This is a genomic window from Tautonia sp. JC769, from assembly GCF_040717455.1.
Classification (GTDB): Bacteria; Planctomycetota; Planctomycetia; order Isosphaerales; family Isosphaeraceae; genus Tautonia.
Genome location: NZ_JBFEFH010000006.1, coordinates 40681 through 59367 on the forward strand (window position 1 = coordinate 40681; position 18687 = coordinate 59367).

15 protein-coding genes are annotated in these 18687 nt (G+C 69.3%); 1 reads left to right on the forward strand and 14 read right to left on the reverse strand.

Annotated features, from left to right (window positions below; genetic code table 11):
* Positions 1–59: 59 nt before the first annotated feature.
* Positions 60–3614, forward strand: coding sequence for a hypothetical protein (locus tag AB1L88_RS08265; RefSeq protein ID WP_367096172.1), 3555 nt, complete (start codon positions 60–62; stop codon positions 3612–3614).
* 114 nt (positions 3615–3728) lie between these two features.
* On the opposite strand, the gene AB1L88_RS08270 is transcribed toward AB1L88_RS08265, so the two are convergent.
* The 14 genes from AB1L88_RS08270 to AB1L88_RS08335 form a co-directional block, all read right to left on the reverse strand.
* Complete coding sequence (locus tag AB1L88_RS08270) at positions 3729–4856, reverse strand: tagatose 1,6-diphosphate aldolase (RefSeq protein WP_367096173.1); 1128 nt, start codon at positions 4854–4856, stop codon at positions 3729–3731.
* A 276-nt stretch (positions 4857–5132) separates the two neighbouring features.
* Complete coding sequence (locus AB1L88_RS08275; protein ID WP_367096174.1) at positions 5133–5669, reverse strand: CAP domain-containing protein; 537 nt, start codon at positions 5667–5669, stop codon at positions 5133–5135.
* A 505-nt stretch (positions 5670–6174) separates the two neighbouring features.
* Positions 6175–7050 carry a neutral zinc metallopeptidase gene (locus AB1L88_RS08280; RefSeq protein ID WP_367096175.1) on the reverse strand — a complete coding sequence of 292 codons (876 nt, stop codon included), beginning with the start codon at positions 7048–7050 and terminating at the stop codon, positions 6175–6177.
* Between the two features lie 201 nt (positions 7051–7251).
* Entirely contained in the window at positions 7252–7818 is a 567-nt protein-coding gene (locus AB1L88_RS08285) for a hypothetical protein (RefSeq protein ID WP_367096176.1), read from the reverse strand.
* Positions 7819–7952: 134 nt separating this feature from the next.
* Positions 7953–8222 carry a hypothetical protein gene (locus AB1L88_RS08290; RefSeq protein ID WP_367096177.1) on the reverse strand — a complete coding sequence of 90 codons (270 nt, stop codon included), beginning with the start codon at positions 8220–8222 and terminating at the stop codon, positions 7953–7955.
* Between the two features lie 197 nt (positions 8223–8419).
* Positions 8420–9001, reverse strand: coding sequence for a Maf family protein (locus tag AB1L88_RS08295; protein ID WP_367096178.1), 582 nt, complete (start codon positions 8999–9001; stop codon positions 8420–8422).
* Between the two features lie 33 nt (positions 9002–9034).
* Positions 9035–10087, reverse strand: coding sequence for a hypothetical protein (locus AB1L88_RS08300; protein WP_367096179.1), 1053 nt, complete (start codon positions 10085–10087; stop codon positions 9035–9037).
* Between the two features lie 53 nt (positions 10088–10140).
* Complete coding sequence (locus AB1L88_RS08305; RefSeq protein WP_367096180.1) at positions 10141–10707, reverse strand: Uma2 family endonuclease; 567 nt, start codon at positions 10705–10707, stop codon at positions 10141–10143.
* Positions 10708–10795: 88 nt separating this feature from the next.
* Positions 10796–14032 (reverse strand): carbamoyl-phosphate synthase large subunit, encoded by a 3237-nt coding sequence (gene carB / locus AB1L88_RS08310; protein WP_367096181.1) that lies wholly within the window; start codon positions 14030–14032, stop codon positions 10796–10798.
* Positions 14033–14250: 218 nt separating this feature from the next.
* Positions 14251–15081, reverse strand: coding sequence for a hypothetical protein (locus tag AB1L88_RS08315; protein ID WP_367096182.1), 831 nt, complete (start codon positions 15079–15081; stop codon positions 14251–14253).
* Positions 15082–15357: 276 nt separating this feature from the next.
* Positions 15358–16236, reverse strand: coding sequence for a site-specific DNA-methyltransferase (locus AB1L88_RS08320; protein WP_367096363.1), 879 nt, complete (start codon positions 16234–16236; stop codon positions 15358–15360).
* Positions 16237–16444: 208 nt separating this feature from the next.
* On the reverse strand, positions 16445–17119 hold the full coding sequence (locus tag AB1L88_RS08325) for a cobalamin B12-binding domain-containing protein (RefSeq protein WP_367096183.1): 675 nt from the start codon (positions 17117–17119) through the stop codon (positions 16445–16447).
* A gap of 157 nt (positions 17120–17276) precedes the next feature.
* Positions 17277–18080, reverse strand: a complete 804-nt coding sequence (locus tag AB1L88_RS08330) for a hypothetical protein (RefSeq protein WP_367096184.1) — start codon at positions 18078–18080, stop codon at positions 17277–17279.
* Between the two features lie 95 nt (positions 18081–18175).
* The gene (locus AB1L88_RS08335; RefSeq protein ID WP_367096185.1) at positions 18176–18610 is read right to left on the reverse strand and encodes a hypothetical protein; all 435 of its coding nucleotides are present in this window, start codon (positions 18608–18610) and stop codon (positions 18176–18178) included.
* Positions 18611–18687 lie beyond the last annotated feature (77 nt).

Below are 18687 nucleotides of genomic sequence, written 5' to 3' on the forward strand. Positions count from 1 at the left end.
CGCGTCGGCACGACCGAGGGCCGGAGCGCGGCATTGCAGACCGGATGCGGACCGACGTCATGACCCGAATCGTTCGAACGCTGATCACGTTTGCCCTGCTGCTGGCCGGATACTTCGGCTACGAGCACGGGTTCGCGGTCGTCTCCGCGCGGGTCCGGCCCCAATCGCCGGCGCAGCGGACGCGGCTGGACTTGCGGCCGTCGATGTCGCTCGGCGCGCAGCAGGCGACGGAGCTGGCGCTGCGGAGCTTCGGCGAGCACCACTGGACGAGCGGCAACGTCAGCGACGTGACCAAGTATTACAACAATGAGCGCGGCTACTGGATGTACTGGAGCTCGCTCGAATTCCCGGACGACCAGGACCGCAAGCGGATCGTGCTCTCGCCGTTCGCCGTGATCTGGAGCTCGAACAAGGACGGCAGCACGAAGGTCCTGACGGGCGACCGGGCGGTGATCGACTTCGACCAGCCGTTCACCTTCATCGGGGGCGGGCCGAAGCCGAACGTTGTCCACGCGAAGATCGAGGGGATTGACGAGCACGTCCTGATCCTCGACGACAAGGGGAGCCCCGAGCCGCAGGACGACATGGTGGTGACGGTCCCCTACGTCGAATACTTCGAGAAGCAGATGCAGTTGCGCTGCGACGACCGGGTGCAACTGGTCGACGGCGACGTGACGGTGCGGGGCAAGGGGCTGGTGATCTCGCTGCGGCCCGGTGACGGGGGGGGCGGCTTCCCCGGCGCCGAGGTGGTGACGCTGAACCAGGGGGTCGAGATCACGTCGGAGGACATCGGCAGCTCCGGATTCGTGCCGGGCAACGCCACGCCCGAGCAGCAGGTGGCGGCGGCCGACGCGGTCGAGGCGCCGAGGACCCCGGGCAAGCTGAGCAGCGGGTCGATGCGGTTGCAGTTGCCGAAGCCGAGGATGCCGGCCCCGGTCGGGCCGCCCGCCCCTCCGGCGCCGACGATCGCCGAGTTCTCGACGAACGTGGTCATCGAGCGCGGGGCCGACCAGCCGGACCGGATCACCGGCGACCACCTCTATGCGATCCTCGTCCCGGGAGACTCTCCCGCGTCGGCGGGGCCGGTTGAGGGCCCCGAGGGCGAGGCGGCGGCGGTCGACGCTGGAGGCTCGGGGGCCTTGCGCCTGCTCGAGGCGCGGGTCGATGGGCACGTCGTCTGGCTGGAGTCGCAGTCGGAACGCCTGCGATGCCGGGGGAACGAGCTGATCTACCGGAAGCCGGGGAACGACGTGCCGGAGGTGTCGTACTTCCGCGCCGACCCGGGCCAGCAGATCGAGTTCGAGCGGATGGAGGTGGACGAGCAGGGGAATCCGACCTCGTTCGTGACGGTGCTGGCGGCCGACGCGACGTTGCACGGCGACCCGGAGAAGCAGGGGCGATCGACGGTCATCACCCGGGGGCCGGTCTTGCTGGAGATGCGGACGAGGCGCGACGGGCCGGTCGAGCGATCGGCCACGGCGCGGGACGAGATGGTGATCGAGACCTCGCTGGCCGCGGTCAACGCGCAGGACGAGACGCCGAGGACGTTCATCACGCTGCAAGGCTGGCCCGTCCTGAACGACCCGAGGCAGTTGACCCTGGCCGCCCGCGAGAAGGTGGTGGTGAGCCTGAAGCCTCAGGAGGCGGGGCCGGCGCCGGCGGAAGGATCGGGCGAGGAGCCGGGGGGCCGTTCATATCAGATGGAGTGGATCTCGGCGGTGGGCGACGTGCACCTGGTCACTCCCGAGGGGACCGACGGGCCGGCCGGGATGGTCGTGGCCGGGGATCGCAAGCCGAGGCGCGAGCTGAACGCCCGGGAGAAGCTGGACGTCGTGTTCACCTACCTCGACGAGGTGATGCCCGCCACGGATGTGATGGCCGGTGGGGCCGATCGAGGGGGGCCGACCGTGCGGTTGACCTCGCAGGTGGTCGAGGCCGCGGGGCCTGACGCGGCGGCCGAGGGACCGGCCGGGCCGGCGGTGGCCGATCGGCCGGAGGGGACACCCTCGGCGAATGCGGAGCCGCCGTCGCCGCCGTTCTCGGCCGAGGCGGACATGGTCTGGGCCCGGATCGAGGTGACGGGGAATGGCCCGGGGATCGACCTGACGGGGGGCTCGGGCGGCACGCGGGAGGTACGTGAGGCGCGGTTCCGGAATAACGTGGTGATCCACCAGGACCCGGCGCCCGGCAAGAATGCCGGCTTCCACGTCGACGCCGATTACGGGATCGACCTGCAGAACGTCGGGCCGGGGCGCATGAAGCTGTTCGCGCACGGCGAGGCCAGGCCGGTGACGATCGCCTCGGACGACATGTTCATCCAGGGGTTCCCCGATCCGAAGGCCGACGGCAAGGTGGTGGTGGGGGTCGACCAGTCGCACGACTACGCCTTCATCCAGGGGCCGGGTCGGCTCTGGAACCTGTCGGAACGGTCGAACATGGGGCGGCTGGAGCTGGCGTCGGACAATCAGGACGAGGCCCCGGCGAAGAACCGCGAGCCGCTCATCGTGACCTGGCAGGAGGCGATGTTCTTCCACGGCCAGTTCGCCGAACCGGACGGCTCGCCGGGGCCGGCCCGGGCGTTGTTCCTGGGTGACGTGAAGGCGAGGAACGGGGATGCGGGGTCGGCCTCGCAGGAGATGGAGGCGGTCTTCGACCGGCCGGTTTCGTTCGACCGGGCCTTGCCCGGCTCGCAGCCGAGCGGCGAGGAGCGCCCGGGGGATCGGGAGCTGGAAATCGCGTCGATCATCGGCACCGGGCAGGTCGAGCTGTGGAACCTGGTCCGGGATGCCGAGAACCGGGAGTTGATCCGGGAGCTTCGGCAGTCGAGGGGGGAGTCGGTCACGTTCGACCGCCAGGCCGACAAGTTCTGGATGGACGGGGCCGGGAGCGTGTCGGTGGCGACGCTCGAAGGCGGGCCGTCGGGGGGGACCGACCCGGCGCGACGCTTGATCCCGACCGGTGCGCAAGACGGGCGGAATCCCGCCGCGGCGAACCGGCCGTTGACCCTGACGAAGACGAAGATCGAATTCAGCGACGGGGTCGAGGGGCAGCTCGGGTCGGCGGGCGGCGGGTACCGGGTGGCCTCGTTCCGCGGGGATGCCCGGGTGATCCGGGCCGGGGTCAAGCAGTATCAGGACGACCTGGAGTTCGATCGGCCGCCGGCAGACGCGGTGATGCTCGAAGGGGACACGATCTACGTCGAGCACAACCCGGCGGTGCCGGGGATTCCGGATCGGAATTTCCTGAAGGCGTTCGGGGCGGCGCAGGCGAGGGCCGACGGCAAGACCCTGCTGGGCGACACGATTACGTATGACTCGAACACGGCGAACTTCTTCGTGAGGGGGAGCGCCTCGGCCCCGGTGACGATCGCCAGCCAGGGGTCGTTCGGGCAGCCGACCAGCCGGACGACCGCCCGGGCGTTGCGCTACAACACGAAGACGGAGGAGAGCGAATTGCTCGATCCGGGTTCGGGCATCTTCTTCCGGCCCGATTCGGGCTTCCGGATCGGCGCGGTCAAGCCGCCGAAGGAGAAGGTGGAGGAGGAACCCGAACGGCCGAAGCCGCGCTTGCCGGGCCGCAACGACATGGAGCGGCAGGGGTTCACGGGGAATTAACGCGGCAAAAGGGGTTCGGAACCCCGATCCCGAACGACAACCGGCCCCGGGGCGATGAGGCTCCGGGGCCGGTTGTGTTGCGCGACAGAGCGATCGTCGTCGGGAGGGGGAGGGTCAGTAGACCTCGCCGGCGCGGACGACGTGGCCGGAGCTGCCGACGGCGGATTCGGCGTGCGGGGCGTAGCGGAAGTGCCAGCCCTCGGCGGCCCGGATGTTGAGGAAGTCGTCCTGGGTCAGGCCGTACTTGGCGAACCAGGGGGAGCCGCTCTCGCGGACGATGGCATCGACCTCGGCGACGCGCTGGGCGCCGGTCTCGGCGGCGAAGCGGGCGCGGGCGTCGGCGCCGTCTTCCTGGAAGTATTCCTTCCAGAAGGCCCGGCCGCCGAGGATGCCCGAGGCGCCGCAGTCCATGGCCATCTTGACCTGGGTGACGTAGTCGGCGTAGTCGACGCCGGCCGAGAGGAGGACCCAGGGGGTCTGGCTGCACTCGGAGAGGGCGAGCAGGTTGTCGCGGAGCTGCTCCTCGGACTCGTGGCCGAGGGTGCCGGGGAACTCGGCCTTGTAGACGTCGCACCAGCGGGAGAGCTGGCGGGCGGACTCGATGACGGTCTCGGCCTTGCGGTTGAGGAAGCTGACGTCGGTCTTCTTCTCGCCGTCGAGGGGGAAGGCGACCGGCTCGAGCAGCAGGAGGATGTCGAACTTGCGGCAGTCCTCGTAGATCTTCTGGATGAAGTCGAACTGGTGCTGGCCGCTGTCGAGCTCGGTCGGCTCGAAGGGGGCGAGCAGCTTGACGACGTCGACGCCCATGAGCTTGATCTTCTCGACCGAGAGGCCGGGCTCGATCGAGCCGAGCGGGCCGCCGCGCTTGTTCTTCGGTCCGCCGGACTTCTCGACACGGACGATCAGGCCGCGGTCGGGGGGCACGGCGCCGGTGGCGATGGCCGGCCAGGCGCCGTAGTAGGCGTCGATGAGGATGCCGGAGGCCTTCGGGGCCATGTGGCGGACCATGTCGAGCTTGGCCTCGACGATCTCCTCGTAGGTCGGGTCGCGGTCCTCGCCCTTGGCCTTCAGGCCCTTCTTGGCGAGGTCGATCATGGAGCTGTTCTGGTCGAAGGCAACCATCGTCAGCGTGCCGTTGGGGTTGCTGATGCGTTGCAGACCCCGGAGCTTGCCGGGCGTGAGGCCCCGGCCGAGCAGGACAGTGGCGCCGAGTTTGCTCGGGGTGCTGGCGGCGACGGACATGGTGGACGTTCTCCTGAGAAGCAAGAGGACCAGAGGATACGGTCTTGAGGGATCGGAGGTCGATCGGGCGACATCGGGAGCGTTGAAGACTCCGGTCGGCGCGCAGTCGTTCCGTGTCGGCCGGGCGGCCGGTTCGGCAGCGAGTCTAGCATCCGAAGACACCGGCGTTCAAGCGACGTTGGCTCGGGGTCGGATCCGCGCGCGAACCGACCCGGGCCGACGGCGGAGGGGTCGCCGGCCCGGGTCGATCGGGCATCGCAGGTCAGGTGCGATGGCTCATTGCAGATTCATGGTCCAGTAGGGGCCGGGTCCGTAGGCGATGCCGAAGCGGGTGGCCGAGGGGGCGAGCATGTTCTGGGCGTGCCCGGGGGAGTTCATCCAGCTGATGGCGATGTCGAGGACCGACGCCTGGTTGTAGCCGCAGTTCTGGAAGAAGTTGGCCATGATGTGATGGCCGAGTCCCCGGGAGCACTGGGCGGCGTTGTTCTGCGAGGCCCAGGCGGCGAGGTTCGGGTCGTAGGCCAGGGGGGGGAGCCCGGCGGAGGCGCGGTAGTTATTGATGATGGCGGAGAAGCCGTAAGGATCGCCGTAACCGGAGTCGGCGGGGATGGAGACGGAAGGCGCTGGCTGAGACTCTGGCTCCGGCTCGCTCAGGAGTTCGAAGTCGGGGAGGATGTCGAGGACGGCGTGACCGAGGGCGTCGTCTCGGAGCGGGACGGAGGCGCCGGGGCGTTCCGCGGCGATCGACGAGGACGGAAAGGCGGCGACGGTGAGCGTGAGGATCAGGGCGGCCGCGAGGGTTCTGGTCGTCATGATCATGGGATCGGCATCTCTCTGGATCGGGTCGGGTTCGGGCCGGCTTGAGGGCGCACGGGGAGCGTCATCCCGCGCGGGGATCGCTCAGGCTCGGCCTCGGAACCGGCGGTCGGGTGAGGAGTCTGCGGCAGGGGCAAGAACAGCCGAATTGGCCCGCTCTTGCGATCAGTCAAGGTGTGTGCTCTGGAGATGCTGGGGAGACAAGGCAAGCCCCGCGCCAAACGCCGATTCATGGCGAAAAGTTGTGCGATTGCGGGGTTTACGCGCAGGGTTGCGCGGATTGTCGGGATTCGAAGGGGGTGGTCCGGAGGAGGCTCGCGGGATACCTCGACGGATTTACAACCGAGTTCAGGGAAAATGCTACAAACCGGGGCGTTTCTGCCTGCGATGACGGGGAGACCGAGCGGAGCGACGGGGAGGAAGAGTCGGGGCGAGTCGGGCTCAAGTCGGAGGGGAGGGGGACGGCATCCGTGCCGTCGGGTGACGCTCGAAGGAGGGGGGCTCAGAGCTGGTTGTAAGGGGTGGAGAAGGTGGCGTCGATCTGTTCGACGTCGCCGGTCTGGAACCCCTGGCGGAACCATCGGACGCGCTGGGCGGAGGTGCCGTGGGTGAACGAGTCGGGGACGACACGGCCCTGGCCCTGGCGTTGCAGGGTGTCGTCTCCGATGGCGTTGGCGGCGCGGAGGGCCTCGTCGAGGTCGCCGGGTTCGAGGATCTGGTTCATGCGGTCGGCGTGATAGGCCCAGACGCCGGCGAGGAAATCGGCCTGGAGTTCGAGGCGGACGGAGAGGCGGTTGGCCTCCTCCTCGGTGCGGGCCGATTGCTGGAGGCGGCGGACCTCGTCGGAGATGCCGAGCAGGTTCTGGACGTGGTGCCCGATCTCGTGGGCGACGACATAGGCGCGGGCGAAATCACCCTGAGCACCGAAGCGGTTGCTCAGCTCGTCGAAGAAGCCGAGGTCGAGATAAGCCTTCTGGTCGAGGGGACAGTAGAACGGCCCGACCGCCGCGCCGGCGAAGCCGCAACCTTCGGTCTGCACGGCCCCTTCGAAGAGGACGAGCTTGGGCGGAGCGTAGCGCTGGCCGAAATGGGAGGGGAACAGCTCGTTCCAGACATCCTCGGTGTCGGCCAGGACGACGGAGACGAAATCGGCCTGGGGGTCGTCCTCGCGTTCGGCGGGGGCCTGCTGCGCCCCTCCGGGGCCGGGGCCTGGGGCGGGGGGGGCTTGCTGGAGCAAGGCCTGGGGATCGATGCCCAGGGCGATCATGACGAGGACGAGCACAAGTGAGCCGAGGCCGCCGCCGATGGCGAGGCCGCGCGTGGGGGCACCGCGGCGGTCTTCGATGTTGTCGCTTTGTCGTCGGCCTTGCCAGCGCATGGTGATGATCCTGGGTGGGGATCGCGCCAGGACGTCGCGAAGCGGACGACGAGCAGGGCGATCCGATGGTGTCGAGATTAGGGGAACGGCCTGCGTCTTGGCAAGGAGGGTGGTGGGGGAGGAGCGGATGAGAGTGGGGAGGGGATGGGGCGCAGAGTCGCGGAGACGCAGAGGAGAGGAGAGGGTTCTCGTTCAGGTGGGTCAAAGCCAGCCGAGGGCGTCGAGCGCGGCGAGGTGCTTGCAGAAGGAGTCGGAGCGGTCGGCGATGTCGAAAATCCAGTGGGCGCAGTCGCACTGGGTCGAGCCGTCGGCGAGTCGGCAGGCGTGGAAGGGGCCGTCGTCGGAGGGGGGGATGCGGGTGAGTCGCCAGATGCGGGGGGCGTCGGCCGAGGGGGGCTGGCGGTGCAGGGCGTAGGTGGTGCCGCCGATGACGACGAGGACGGCATCGGGGGTGGCGGAGCGGCCGAGGGTCAGGACGGTGGCCGGAGGCTCGTCGAGGGCGGCTTCGAGGACGGGGAGGCCGAAGCGGGCGCGGAGGCGATCCCAGGAGTCGCGGGCGTCGGCCAGGGCGCGGCGGAAGAACCAGGTGGTGTCGTGGAAGGGGCCGAGGATCGATTCGGAGGCCGCCAGGTCGGCCTCCGCCACGTCGAGGATCATCCGGCCGCGCTGGGCGAGTTCGACGGACTTGAACGCGGGCGCATCGAGGACGCCTCGGCGGGGCCGGTCGTCGGTGCGCGGGGGTGGGGGATGCTGGACGGGCAAGGGCATGACCGAACCGCTCCGATCATCCGTCGGGCTCGAAGGCCGGAAACGCGCGACGCCCGGCGCGAACCGCCCGAGGCTCAGGGGCCCGGGCGCTCCTCTGCCCCCTCGGGGGGTAGCGGGATGCACCGGGAGTCGGATCAGGTCCGGGGCGGCTCCGGGGCGATCGCGGCCAGATGGAGGTATTGCCGGGCGTCGCGGGGGCGGGCGTCCTGGGCCTCGGTCACGCGATAGAAGCGGCCGAGATGGGGGACCGTGGCCTCGGCCGACGGGCAAGGAAGGCCGGAGGGCGCCGGCCCTGCGGGTCGGCTCGATCCGAGCAGGCAGACCTCCCGGAGCGACGGGCGGGCGGATCGGGCCGGGTGCGGGGCGGTCGTCCGCGGCCATCGAGGAGCCAGAAGACTCGACATCGTTGTCCCTCCGTGCGGCATCCAGCGAAGCAGGTCGAGCGGTCGAGGCGGGTCCGGGCGCACCGGCGCATCCGGATCAAACTGAACATCCGGCATCAGTGTACTGAGCACCAGTCCGGGTGACAAGCGTGCAACGGAGGATTTGTACCGAATATCCCGGCGTACAGCGCAAAGGGGTGCAGCATCGGGCGATCGGATCAGGGGATGCTGACGCCGAGGTCTCGGAGGATGGTAGTCAGGGCGATCAGGGGGAGGCCGGTGATGGCGGAGTGGTCGTCGGAGACGATCCGATCGAACAGGGCGACCCCCCGGGCTTCGAGCTTGTAGGAGCCGGCGCAGTCGATCGGCCGGTCGGCCAGGATGTAGCGCTCGATCTCTGCCCGGCTCAGGGGACGCAGGCGAAGGCGAGCGACGTCCGTGTGCTGGACGACGTTCGTTCCCTGGATGACGGCCATCGCGGTGATCAGCTCGTGCTCGCGGCCCGCAAGCGAAAGGAGTTGCTCGACGGCCCGCTCGACCGAACCCGGTTTGCCCAGCACCCGGCCCTCGAAGGCGACGAGTTGATCGGAGCCGATGACGATGGAGCGGGGGTCCGGTTCGAGGCGGGCGACGGCGTCGGCCTTGGCGATCGCCAGGCGATCGGCCAGTTCGCGGGGAGGGAGTCCGACGGCCTTGAACTGGTCTTCATCGACCCCGGGTGCCCGGCAGCGGAAGGGCAGGCCGAGGCGTTCGAGCAGGGCGCGGCGGTAGGGGGACGTGCTGGCGAGGATCAGATCCATCGGCTCGGCTCGATTCTCCGGGGGTGGGGCGGTTCAGCGGAGTTCCTTCACGGACCAGGAGTTCAGTCCCGTGACCGCGATGAGATTCTGTCGGAGATCTTCGAGCAGTTGGGCGAGCGCGTCATTCGGGAGCGGGCCCTCGACCAGGATCTGGACATCGTCGCATTCCCACGAGGTCTGGACGGGAACGCCCTCGGCCAGGAAGCGTCTCGACAGGACTCCCTCCTCGTCGGGCAGGGGGACGATCGCCCCGCGGAATCGCGAGGGGACGAGCGTTTCATCGAGGTTGGAATCGAAGATTTTGTCGAAGGGGACGCGGACCCGCCAGGGGACCTCGATGACGAATTCACGCCAATCGCTCCGGTCGGTCAGGCGCTCCCAGCGGCCGCGGGTGAGGTCGAGGCGGAAGTCATCGAACGAACGCTTGAGGATGCCTTGCGGTGCCGGATTGCGCCGGAGGAGATTGACCGTGCGTTCGAGGATGCCTCGCGGCTGGGGGGCGAGCCAGACACGGCCGCCGGTGACGGTGATTGCCGATCCGCCGGGGTCGAGCGTGGCGGAATGGCTGGAGATCCAGCCCGGGGCGTCGCCGAGGGTGGCGACGGGGTCGATGCGGTAGGTGTTCAGGTCGAGGCTGAAGACGGGAGTCATGCAGGGCCGGCGTTCGTCGGGGTAGCCGAGGTTGCCGATGAGGATGAGCCGATCATCGACGAGGGTGGCGGTGTGGAAGTCGGTCGGCGGGAAGACCTCGCGGGGGTAGCCGTAGATTTCGATCGCGTCGTCGGGGGTCTGGACGATGACGTGGTTATAGATGCAGAAGTCGGGGTCGTAATAGTCCTCATATTCGCCGGCGACCCGGAGGATGCGGCCGTCGGGCAATTCGACGCGGGGCTGGCCGAGATCGCCCGCGCACCAGTCGGGGCCGTCGTCGGGATAAACGTCGAGGCCATAGTGCTTGCGAAGCTTGACGGGGTAGAGCCGCTCGCGGACGATCCACTCCCAGAGTTCCAGGCGCATGCGCTCTGGGTTGGAGCGGCCGAAGCGGCGGTGACGCTGTTCGTGGAAGGTGGCGAGGGAAGGAGGCATGAGGGAACCCCGGAAACGGGCCGAGCTGCCTTCCCAGTACAAACGAAGGTTCGCTAGGGCCGGGGAGGGAAGATGGAATTGACTTCCAGACGCCAGGCGGGGATGGCGGGTTCGGCGTCGGCGATCTGGCCGAGGGTGAAGGCTGTCGGGGATGCGGGGCGGTCGCGGCGGTAGGAACGGATGACCTGGGCGAGCGGGTGAACGTCCCAGACGACGAGGGTGCCGGCTTCAAAATAATCGCTGCGCTTCGCGGCGTAAGCTCGGTCGGCGGCGGGGCCGAATTCGCCCAGGGTGCGGACCTCGACGGCGAAGGTGGGGGGGCCGTCGCGGAAGCCCATGGGATCGGTCGGTGGGGGGCCGTCGCGGAAGCAGACGGCGGCGCAGAATGATCGCCGCCCCGATCGGAGGGGGGAGACGGCATAGGCCACCGTTGACGTGAGCATCTCGCCGCGGCCCGTCCGCTCGCAATGCCGATCGAGGGACAGCGCGAGCCGCGCGACGGCGCGTGCCGGGAGGGCGCCGAACATCGGCAAACGGAGGATGCGGCCGGCGATCAGCTCCGCGCGGCCTTCGACGCGGTGGAGATCGTCTATGGTGGCGGGAGGAGGATGGGTGGCCATCGGCCGCTCGATTCGGGATGTCGGTTGGATGGCAAACGCCTCCGCCGCTCGTGGGCGATCAGGGGCGGGGCCATCCCCCGGGGACGGGTCATTGCTTCGCGTTCAACAGGTCCTGAATCGCGTAGACGTCCAGTTCGTCGCCGCGGAGGCGGTCGAGGGCGGCGACGGCGGCGCGGGCGCCGGCGAGGGTGGTGATGCAGGGGACGCCGTGGGAGACGGCGGAGGCGCGGATGCGGCCCTCGTCGGTGCGGGCACCCTTGCCGCTGGGGGTGTTCATGATCAGGGCGATGGCGTTGTTGGCCAGGTGGTCGAGGATGTTGGGCCGGCCTTCCTGGATCTTGCGGACGGTGGTGACGGGGATGCCGTTCTCGGCCAGGAAGCCGCCGGTGCCGGGGGTGGACATGAGGTCGAAGCCGAGTTCGATCAGCTTGCGGGCGATCGGGACGACGCCGGGGCGGTCGCGCTGGGCGACGGAGACGAAGACGGTCCCCTCGCGGGGCAATCGGGTCGAGGCGGCGAGCTGGCTCTTGGCGAAGGCGGAGGGGAAGTCGTGGTCGATCCCCATGACCTCGCCGGTCGATCGCATCTCGGGGCCGAGGACGATGTCGACGCCCGGGAACTTGATGAACGGGAAGACCGATTCCTTGACCGAGACGAAGGTGGGGACCGGCTCGGCGGTGATCCCCTGCTCGCCCAGGGTCTTGCCGACCATGACGCGGGCGGCGGCCTGGGCGAGGTTCAGGCCGGTGGCCTTCGAGACGAACGGGACCGTGCGGCTGGCGCGGGGGTTGACCTCGAGGACGTAGACCTCGCCGTCCTTGACGGCGAACTGGATGTTCATGAGGCCGCGGACCTCGAGGGCCTCGGCCAGGGCGTAGGTCTGCCGCTTCAGCTCGGCGACGACCTCGGCGGGGAGGCTGTAGGGGGGGATGGCGCAGGCGGAGTCGCCGGAGTGAATCCCAGCCTCTTCGATGTGCTCCATCACGCCGCCGACGATGGTACGCTCGCCGTCGCAGATGGCGTCGACGTCGACCTCGGTGGCGTCTTCGAGGAACTTGTCGATGAGGACGGGGTGGTCGGGGCTGGCCTCGACGGCGTGGGCCATGTAGCGGTCGAGGCTCGCCTCGTCGTAGACGATCTCCATGGCCCGGCCGCCGAGGACGAAGCTGGGGCGGACGACGACCGGGTAGCCGATGAGGGCCGCGATCCGGCGGGCCTGGTCCTCGCTGGTGGCGGTGTCGTTGGGGGGCTGGCGGAGGCCCAGGCGCTCGATGACGGCGCGGAAGCGGTCGCGGTCCTCGGCCTCGTCGATGCGGTCGGGGCTGGTGCCGATGATCGGCACGCCGGCGGCTTCGAGGGCCTTGGCGAGGTTCAAGGGGGTCTGCCCGCCGAACTGGACGATGACGCCGGTCGGCCGGACGCGGTCGACGATGTTGAGCACGTCCTCGACCGTGAGGGGTTCGAAGAAGAGGCGGTCGGAGGTGTCGTAGTCGGTGCTGACGGTCTCGGGGTTCGAGTTGACCATGACCACCTCGAAGCCGTCGTCGCGCAGCGCGAAGGCGGCCTGGCAGCAGCAGTAGTCGAACTCGATCCCCTGGCCGATCCGGTTCGGGCCGCCGCCGAGGATCATGACGCGGGGCTTGTCGCCGATGCGGGACTCGTCCTCGTCCTCGTAGGTGGAGTAGTAATAGGGGGTGTACGCCTCGAACTCGGCGGCGCAGGTGTCGACGAGCTTGAAGACGGCGTCGATGCCGCGGCTTTTGCGGTCGCGGCGGACCTCGACCTCCGAGGCGTTCCAGAGGTGGCCGAGCTGCTTGTCGGAGAAGCCGGAACGCTTGGCCTCGCGGATCAACTCATCCGAGGCCGCGTCGAGCGAGCCGGCGGCGCGGAGCTTCCCCTCGATCTCGACGAGCTCGGCGAGGTTCTGGAGGAACCAGGGGTCGATCTGGGTCAGGGCGTGGATGCGGTCGATCGACATGCCGGAGAGCAGGGCATCGCGGATCGACCAGATGCGCTCGGAGTTCGGGGTGGCGAGCTTGGCGGTGATGTCGTCCTCGGAGGGGCGGTCGCCCGAGTACCAGCGGTCCTTCGGGTCGCAGCCGAGGCCGAAGCGGCCGACTTCGAGGCCGCGGAGGGCCTTCTGGAGCGACTCCTTGAAGGTCCGGCCGATGGCCATAACCTCGCCGACGGACTTCATCTGCGTGGTGAGGACAGGGTCGGCGTCGGGGAACTTCTCGAAGGCCCAGCGGGGGATCTTGGTGACGACGTAGTCGATCGTCGGCTCGAAGCAGGCGGGGGTCTCTCGGGTGATGTCGTTGCGGATCTCGTCGAGCCGGTAGCCGACGGCGAGCTTCGCGGCGATCTTGGCGATCGGGAACCCGGTGGCCTTCGACGCCAGGGCGCTGGAGCGGCTGACGCGGGGGTTCATCTCGATAACGATCATCCGGCCATCTTTGGGATTGATGGCGAACTGGACGTTCGAGCCGCCGGTCTCGACGCCGATCTTGCGGAGGATGGCGATCGAGGCGTCGCGCATCCGCTGGTATTCCTTGTCGGTGAGGGTCTGGGCGGGGGCGACGGTGATCGAGTCGCCGGTGTGGACGCCCATCGGGTCGAAGTTCTCGATGGAGCAGACGATGACGGCGTTGTCGGCGCAGTCTCGCATGACCTCCATCTCGTATTCCTTCCAACCGAGGATGCTCTCCTCGATCAGGACGGTGTGGACGGGGCTGAGTTCGAGCGCATAGGTGACCATGCGGTCGAATTCGTCCTTGTTAAAGGCAATACCGCCGCCGGAGCCGCCGAGGGTGAAGCTGGGGCGGAGGACGCAGGGGAGGCCGACCTCGTCTCGGATGGCGCGGGCCTCGTCGAGGGAGTGGGCGACGCCGGATCGGGCCGATTCGAGGCCGATCTCGTCCATGCACTGCTTGAACAGCTCGCGGTCCTCGGCCTTGCGGATGGCGTCGGCGTCGGCGCCGATGAGGTGGCAGCCGAGGCGATCGAGGGCGCCGGACTCGGCCAGGGCGAGGCCGACGTTCAGGCCAGTCTGGCCGCCGAGGGTGGGGAGGACGGCGTCGGGCCGCTCCTTGGCGATGATCCGTTCGACGACCTCGGGGACGATCGGCTCGATGTAGGTCCGGTCGGCCATGCCGGGGTCGGTCATGATCGTGGCCGGGTTGGAGTTGGCCAGGATGACCGTGTAGCCCTCCTCGCGGAGGGCCTTGCAGGCCTGGGAGCCGGAGTAGTCGAACTCGCAAGCCTGGCCGATGACGATCGGGCCGGCGCCGATGATGAGGATCTTCTCGATGTCCTTGCGCTTGGGCACGGGCGGTGACTCGCTTCGATTCGCTTCGGGAGGGACGCGGCGTGGGGACGGACGGACGGGCGGCGCGCGTCGGGCCGCGGCCCCTCGCTTCGATCCCGCTCGATCGAGGGGCCGCGGCCCGAAAATCGCCTGATTCTAGCCGGAAGACCGGCCCACCGGCAAGGTTCGCCGCCGAGATGGGCGAGATCTCCGGGGATCTCGCCGCCGGAGGGGGCGGGTCAGTCGGCCTCGGGGTCGTCCTCGACGAGGGTGATGTCGTCGGGGTAGGGGGGTTCGAGGGGGCCCCGGTAGCCGTCGGCCTCGCACGAGTAGCAACAGGCCAGGTCGGTGTAGGTCAGGCCGGGGTGGCGTTCGAGGATCTCGTCCTCGGGGACGCCGTGGTCGCGCATGGTGAGGATGTCGTCGACCCGGAGGTTGAACTGGTCGAGGGCCGGCCATCGGGGGTCGAACGAGGGGACCATGGCGATCCGGGAGCGCCAGTCGCGCGCGGCGGCCTCGATCTCGTCGATCTCGTCGTCGTCGTCCGCGTCGGTCGCGGCCTGGGGCGGGAGGGCCGGCTCGGGTTCGGGCTCGGGAGCGGGTTCGGGGGTTGGGGGGGGCTGCGGGGCGGGGGAAATGGAGTTCGCGGGCCTGGGCGGGGCCTCGGGGACGAGGATCGACGCCAGGGAGGTGTTCTCCGGGTCGGAGTCGATGATCTTGCGGAGCAGGTCGAAGGTCTTCTGCCGCTCTCGGAACGAGGTGAGCATGGCCTTGAGGTACTGATCGGCGCCGGGGACGCCCTGGTCGAGGGCGGTGCAGGCGCGTCGGACCCGCTCGAAGGTCCAGAGGATGATGTCGATGCCGCGCTCTTCCAGGTCGGTCCGGGGGGCGAGCAGGGCGCGGATCTGGTGACAGAGCGCCTGGAAATCGCCGTCGTTCATCGACCCGAGCGGGTAGTGGAGGAAGATGGTGAGGTCCGTCTTCTGCCGGGCCCGGGGGGAGCGGCGAGGCTTCCGGGGTCGGGGGTCGCCGTCGGACGGGTCACGCTGGGGCTTTGGAGTGCGAGCCATGATGATCGTTCCAATCACAAGAAAGGTGCCGAACCTGGGCGTGCGAACGATGGGCGGGGAAGCTCGTCGGGACGATCGCGCGGCGTCGCGGGATCGTCCAGGAAGAGGGGCAGGTGCCCGTCCGACGAGGCGAGGCTCGTGCCGGGGCGCAGGAGGCTCGCGAGGATCGCCGCTCCCTTTAATCATCGAAAGAAAGATAGGGTCCAGTCACAAAATCAGGGAAAAGGACCGAGAAAAATCCCCGAAATCGGCATCGAGCGGCCCAAACCGTCCAAATCAGCGGCCGTCGGCGGGCACTCGGACGCGCTTTCGGGTGACGAAAGGTTCCTCGCTGCCTTCGAGGGGATCGCCCGGCTGGATGCCGGCGAGGCGGGCCTCGGCGCGGGCGGCGTACTCGGGGGAGAGCTCGAAACCGAGGTAGCGGCGCCCGAGCTTGCGGGCCGCGGCCAGGGTGGTGCCGCTGCCGGCGAAGGGGTCGAGCACCAGGTCGCCCTCGGAGGAGCAGGCGCGGACGATCCGGCCGAGGATCTGCTCGGGCATCTGGCAGCCGTGCCAGCCGGCGCGTTCCTTGAAGGTGCCGCAGACGCGGGGGACGTACCAGGTGTCGGAGGCGGGCTGGAAGCCTTCGGGGACGTCCTGGGGGCGGAGGATCCAGGTGTCGTCGGGCAGCCGGCCTTTCGGGTTGGCGCGGCGGTCGGCGTAGATCAGCTGGCGGGCCGAGGGGACGCGGACGGCGTCGTCGTGGAAGGTGAACTGGCGGGGGTCCTTCACGAAATAGAACAGGTGGGCGTGGCTGCGGGCGAACTTCCGGGCGCAGTGGACCCCGAAGGTGTAGTACCAGATGACCCAGCTGCGGAGGTGGAGCTTCAGCTCGCGGTGGAAGAGGACCTTCAGCTCGGCGGCGAACTCGTCGCCGATGGCGAGCCAGAAGGTGCCGGTCGGCTTCAGGAGCCGGACGACCTGGCGGCCCCACTGGAGCGACCAGTCGAGGTACTCGTCGGCCTTGCGGGCGTCCTGGTAGATGTCGTACTCGTAGCCGATGTTGAAGGGGGGGTCGGCGAACGCCAGGGAGACGCTCGCGTCGGGCAGCGAGGCCATCGACTCGACGCAGTCGCCGGTGAGCAGTTGATCGACGGGGATGCCGCTTCGGGGCATGGGGGCTGTCTCTCGGCTCTTGAGGTGCATCGCGGTCCCGATCCCCGCCGGGAGGAGGGCGGGGAGGTCGGCGTCATCGATGACCACGAGGCGTCTCGGGGCCATCGCGAGGGAAGCTGTCGGAAGCCTATCACGCCGGGCGGGCCGCGGGCGGATCGGGGGCATCGGGCGTGTGATCGGGTCGGGAGGATCCGCGCGATGCCGACGATCAGGAGGACGATCCGAACCGATCGCGGAGCAGGTTGGGGAGCTCCCGGTGCAAGGCCCGGAGGTCGCAGGCGACGAAGTCGGCGCCGATCCGGGTGCGGGGGTCGTCGAGCATGGAGAGGGCCCGCCCTCCGGCGATGACGAGCAGCGAGGGGCTGACGGCCCGGCTCTGCTCGATGAGCCAGGCGGCCTCGTCGAGGTGCTCGGGCAAGGAGACGGAGAGGGCGAGCACGTTGGCCCGGAACTCGGCGACGAAGTCCCGGATCGATTCCGAGGGGGCCCCCTCGCCGAGCAGGTGGACCTCGAGGCCGGCCGCCCGGAGGATGTCGGAGGCCATCATCAGGCCCAGGACGTGCCGTTCTCGGGGGGCGCAGCAGGCGACCGCGGTGCCGTTCACGGCGTCGGAGCGGGCCCAGAGGCGGGGGCCATGGCGAAGGATCAGGTCGCGCGTGACCTCGCTGATGTAGTGCTCGTGGGCGACGCTGATCCGGTCTTCCTGCCACTCCTGGCCGGTGTGGATGAGGGCGGGGACGAGGACCTCGTCGTAGAGGCTCGCCACGTCGCCCCCGCGATCGGCCAGGAAGCGCTCGACCAGGGTCATGGCGCCGGGCCGATCGAGCTGCACGAGGCGTTCGAAATAGGCGAGGTGGGGGGGGGCCGGTGTCGTCGTCGTCATCAGGAACCCCCTCGGACGTCATCCTTCAGGAGAGGACCGATCCCCGTTCATCTCACGGGGGCGATTCCTCCGGGCAGTCGCTCACACGCACGCCGCCGATGAGTCTATGGTAAACGCCGGTCCGGGGCGATCAAGCAGGAAACCGGGAGGAGGCCGATCACCAGGCGTCGCGATCGTCGGGGAAGCCGCCTCGATCGAGATCGGGGGGGCCGGAGGGGTCGTAGGTCGCGGATTCGAGCTGTTCGGCCTCCTCGGCCACCAGCGCCCGGGCGGTCCGCCGGCAGGCGATGCCGGCCATCACGCAGAGGGTCGCGACCTGGAGCGCGGCAATCACCCGGAGGAAGGTCACGCCGAGGTACATCAGGGCCTCGGCCAGATTGGGCCGGGGGCCGGCGATCAGGGGCCAGCCGGCTCCCCATCGGGTCTGGGTGACGAAGTAGATCAGGGAGACGATCAGGCCGACCATCGAGAACTGGCGGGCGGTCCGGCCGGCGTCGGCCGCGGCCTTCATGCCGAGGTGCGAGGCGACCTCGGCCGCGAGGCTGGCGAAGAGGTAGAACTCGATCCAGCCGAAGATCAGGACCGAGTTGTACAGCAGCCAGTCGTGCCCCATCGCCCCGACCGGGAGGCCCATCATGCCGGCCTGGGAGATGCCCCAGTGGATCGAGTCGAACAGGTTGAGGATCACCAGCAGGCCGGCCCGGCGCTGCCAGTGCGCGTCGGTCCAGCGGCCCCAGAGCAGGTACGAGCCGAGCAAGGCCCCGGCGGTGATCGGCAGCTCGACCGTCCAGGTGAACCAGGGTTGCCTGAGGAGCACGAGCAGGCGCTGATCCCAGGTCAGCAGGATCCAGAGCATCAGGGCGGCGCTGAGGCAGAGCAGGCCGAGGGCCGCGCCCGCGATCCAGAACCCTGCGGTGCAGAGCCAGTAACGAGGTGCCAGCGATGGGTGCTCGACGTGCATGGGTCCTAATGGTTGCAACCGAGGAGGCGGCCCGGGGGACGGCCGCGGCGGCGCGGGGCGGAAACCGCCATCATCGCGCGGGGCGATCGGGTTCGTCAACACGAAGGCGATTCATCGGTCTCGGGAAAAACCAGGACAACCGAGCCCCAGGGGGTGTTCGGGGAGGCGAGACGCGCCGCGAGGCCGAGGACGGTGAACTCGATGAGGTTGCGATCGCGGAGGGCCCCGGGGATCGCCAGCTCGATCGGATCGGTCGCGAGGGCCGCCTCGGGAGGTCGCTCGAACAGGGGGTCGCCGTTGAGGCGAATCGCGAGCAACCCCGGGACGGACGCGCAGCGAAGCCGGCACGGTTGCGTCCGCGAGACGCGAATCGGCCGGCCGAAGCGTCGGGAGAGGGTGATCGGGAGCGGGTCCTCGGGGATCGCGTCGGCCGGCAGGCCGATCCGGGTCGCGTGGCGGGCGTCGGACGGGGAATCGGCCGAGAATCGCAGTTCCCAGGGGCCTCGGAGGCGGATCAGGTGGTCGGGCATCGGCGGTTACGCTTTGGTATGGTCAGGTTCGGCGAGGTTGAGTATAGTCGATCCACTTCCCGGTCGTCTGGAGCCAG

Bases quoted from the DNA above. Each gene is read 5' to 3' on its own strand.
- AB1L88_RS08265 (WP_367096172.1), top strand. From the start codon at position 60: ATGACCCGAATCGTTCGAACGCTGATCACGTTTGCCCTGCTGCTGGCC.
- AB1L88_RS08270 (WP_367096173.1), bottom strand. From the start codon at position 4,856: ATGTCCGTCGCCGCCAGCACCCCGAGCAAACTCGGCGCCACTGTCCTG.
- AB1L88_RS08275 (WP_367096174.1), bottom strand. From the start codon at position 5,669: ATGACGACCAGAACCCTCGCGGCCGCCCTGATCCTCACGCTCACCGTC.
- AB1L88_RS08280 (WP_367096175.1), bottom strand. From the start codon at position 7,050: ATGCGCTGGCAAGGCCGACGACAAAGCGACAACATCGAAGACCGCCGC.
- AB1L88_RS08285 (WP_367096176.1), bottom strand. From the start codon at position 7,818: ATGCCCTTGCCCGTCCAGCATCCCCCACCCCCGCGCACCGACGACCGG.
- AB1L88_RS08290 (WP_367096177.1), bottom strand. From the start codon at position 8,222: ATGTCGAGTCTTCTGGCTCCTCGATGGCCGCGGACGACCGCCCCGCAC.
- AB1L88_RS08295 (WP_367096178.1), bottom strand. From the start codon at position 9,001: ATGGATCTGATCCTCGCCAGCACGTCCCCCTACCGCCGCGCCCTGCTC.
- AB1L88_RS08300 (WP_367096179.1), bottom strand. From the start codon at position 10,087: ATGCCTCCTTCCCTCGCCACCTTCCACGAACAGCGTCACCGCCGCTTC.
- AB1L88_RS08305 (WP_367096180.1), bottom strand. From the start codon at position 10,707: ATGGCCACCCATCCTCCTCCCGCCACCATAGACGATCTCCACCGCGTC.
- AB1L88_RS08315 (WP_367096182.1), bottom strand. From the start codon at position 15,081: ATGGCTCGCACTCCAAAGCCCCAGCGTGACCCGTCCGACGGCGACCCC.
- AB1L88_RS08320 (WP_367096363.1), bottom strand. From the start codon at position 16,236: ATGCCCCGAAGCGGCATCCCCGTCGATCAACTGCTCACCGGCGACTGC.
- AB1L88_RS08325 (WP_367096183.1), bottom strand. From the start codon at position 17,119: ATGACGACGACGACACCGGCCCCCCCCCACCTCGCCTATTTCGAACGC.
- AB1L88_RS08330 (WP_367096184.1), bottom strand. From the start codon at position 18,080: ATGCACGTCGAGCACCCATCGCTGGCACCTCGTTACTGGCTCTGCACC.
- AB1L88_RS08335 (WP_367096185.1), bottom strand. From the start codon at position 18,610: ATGCCCGACCACCTGATCCGCCTCCGAGGCCCCTGGGAACTGCGATTC.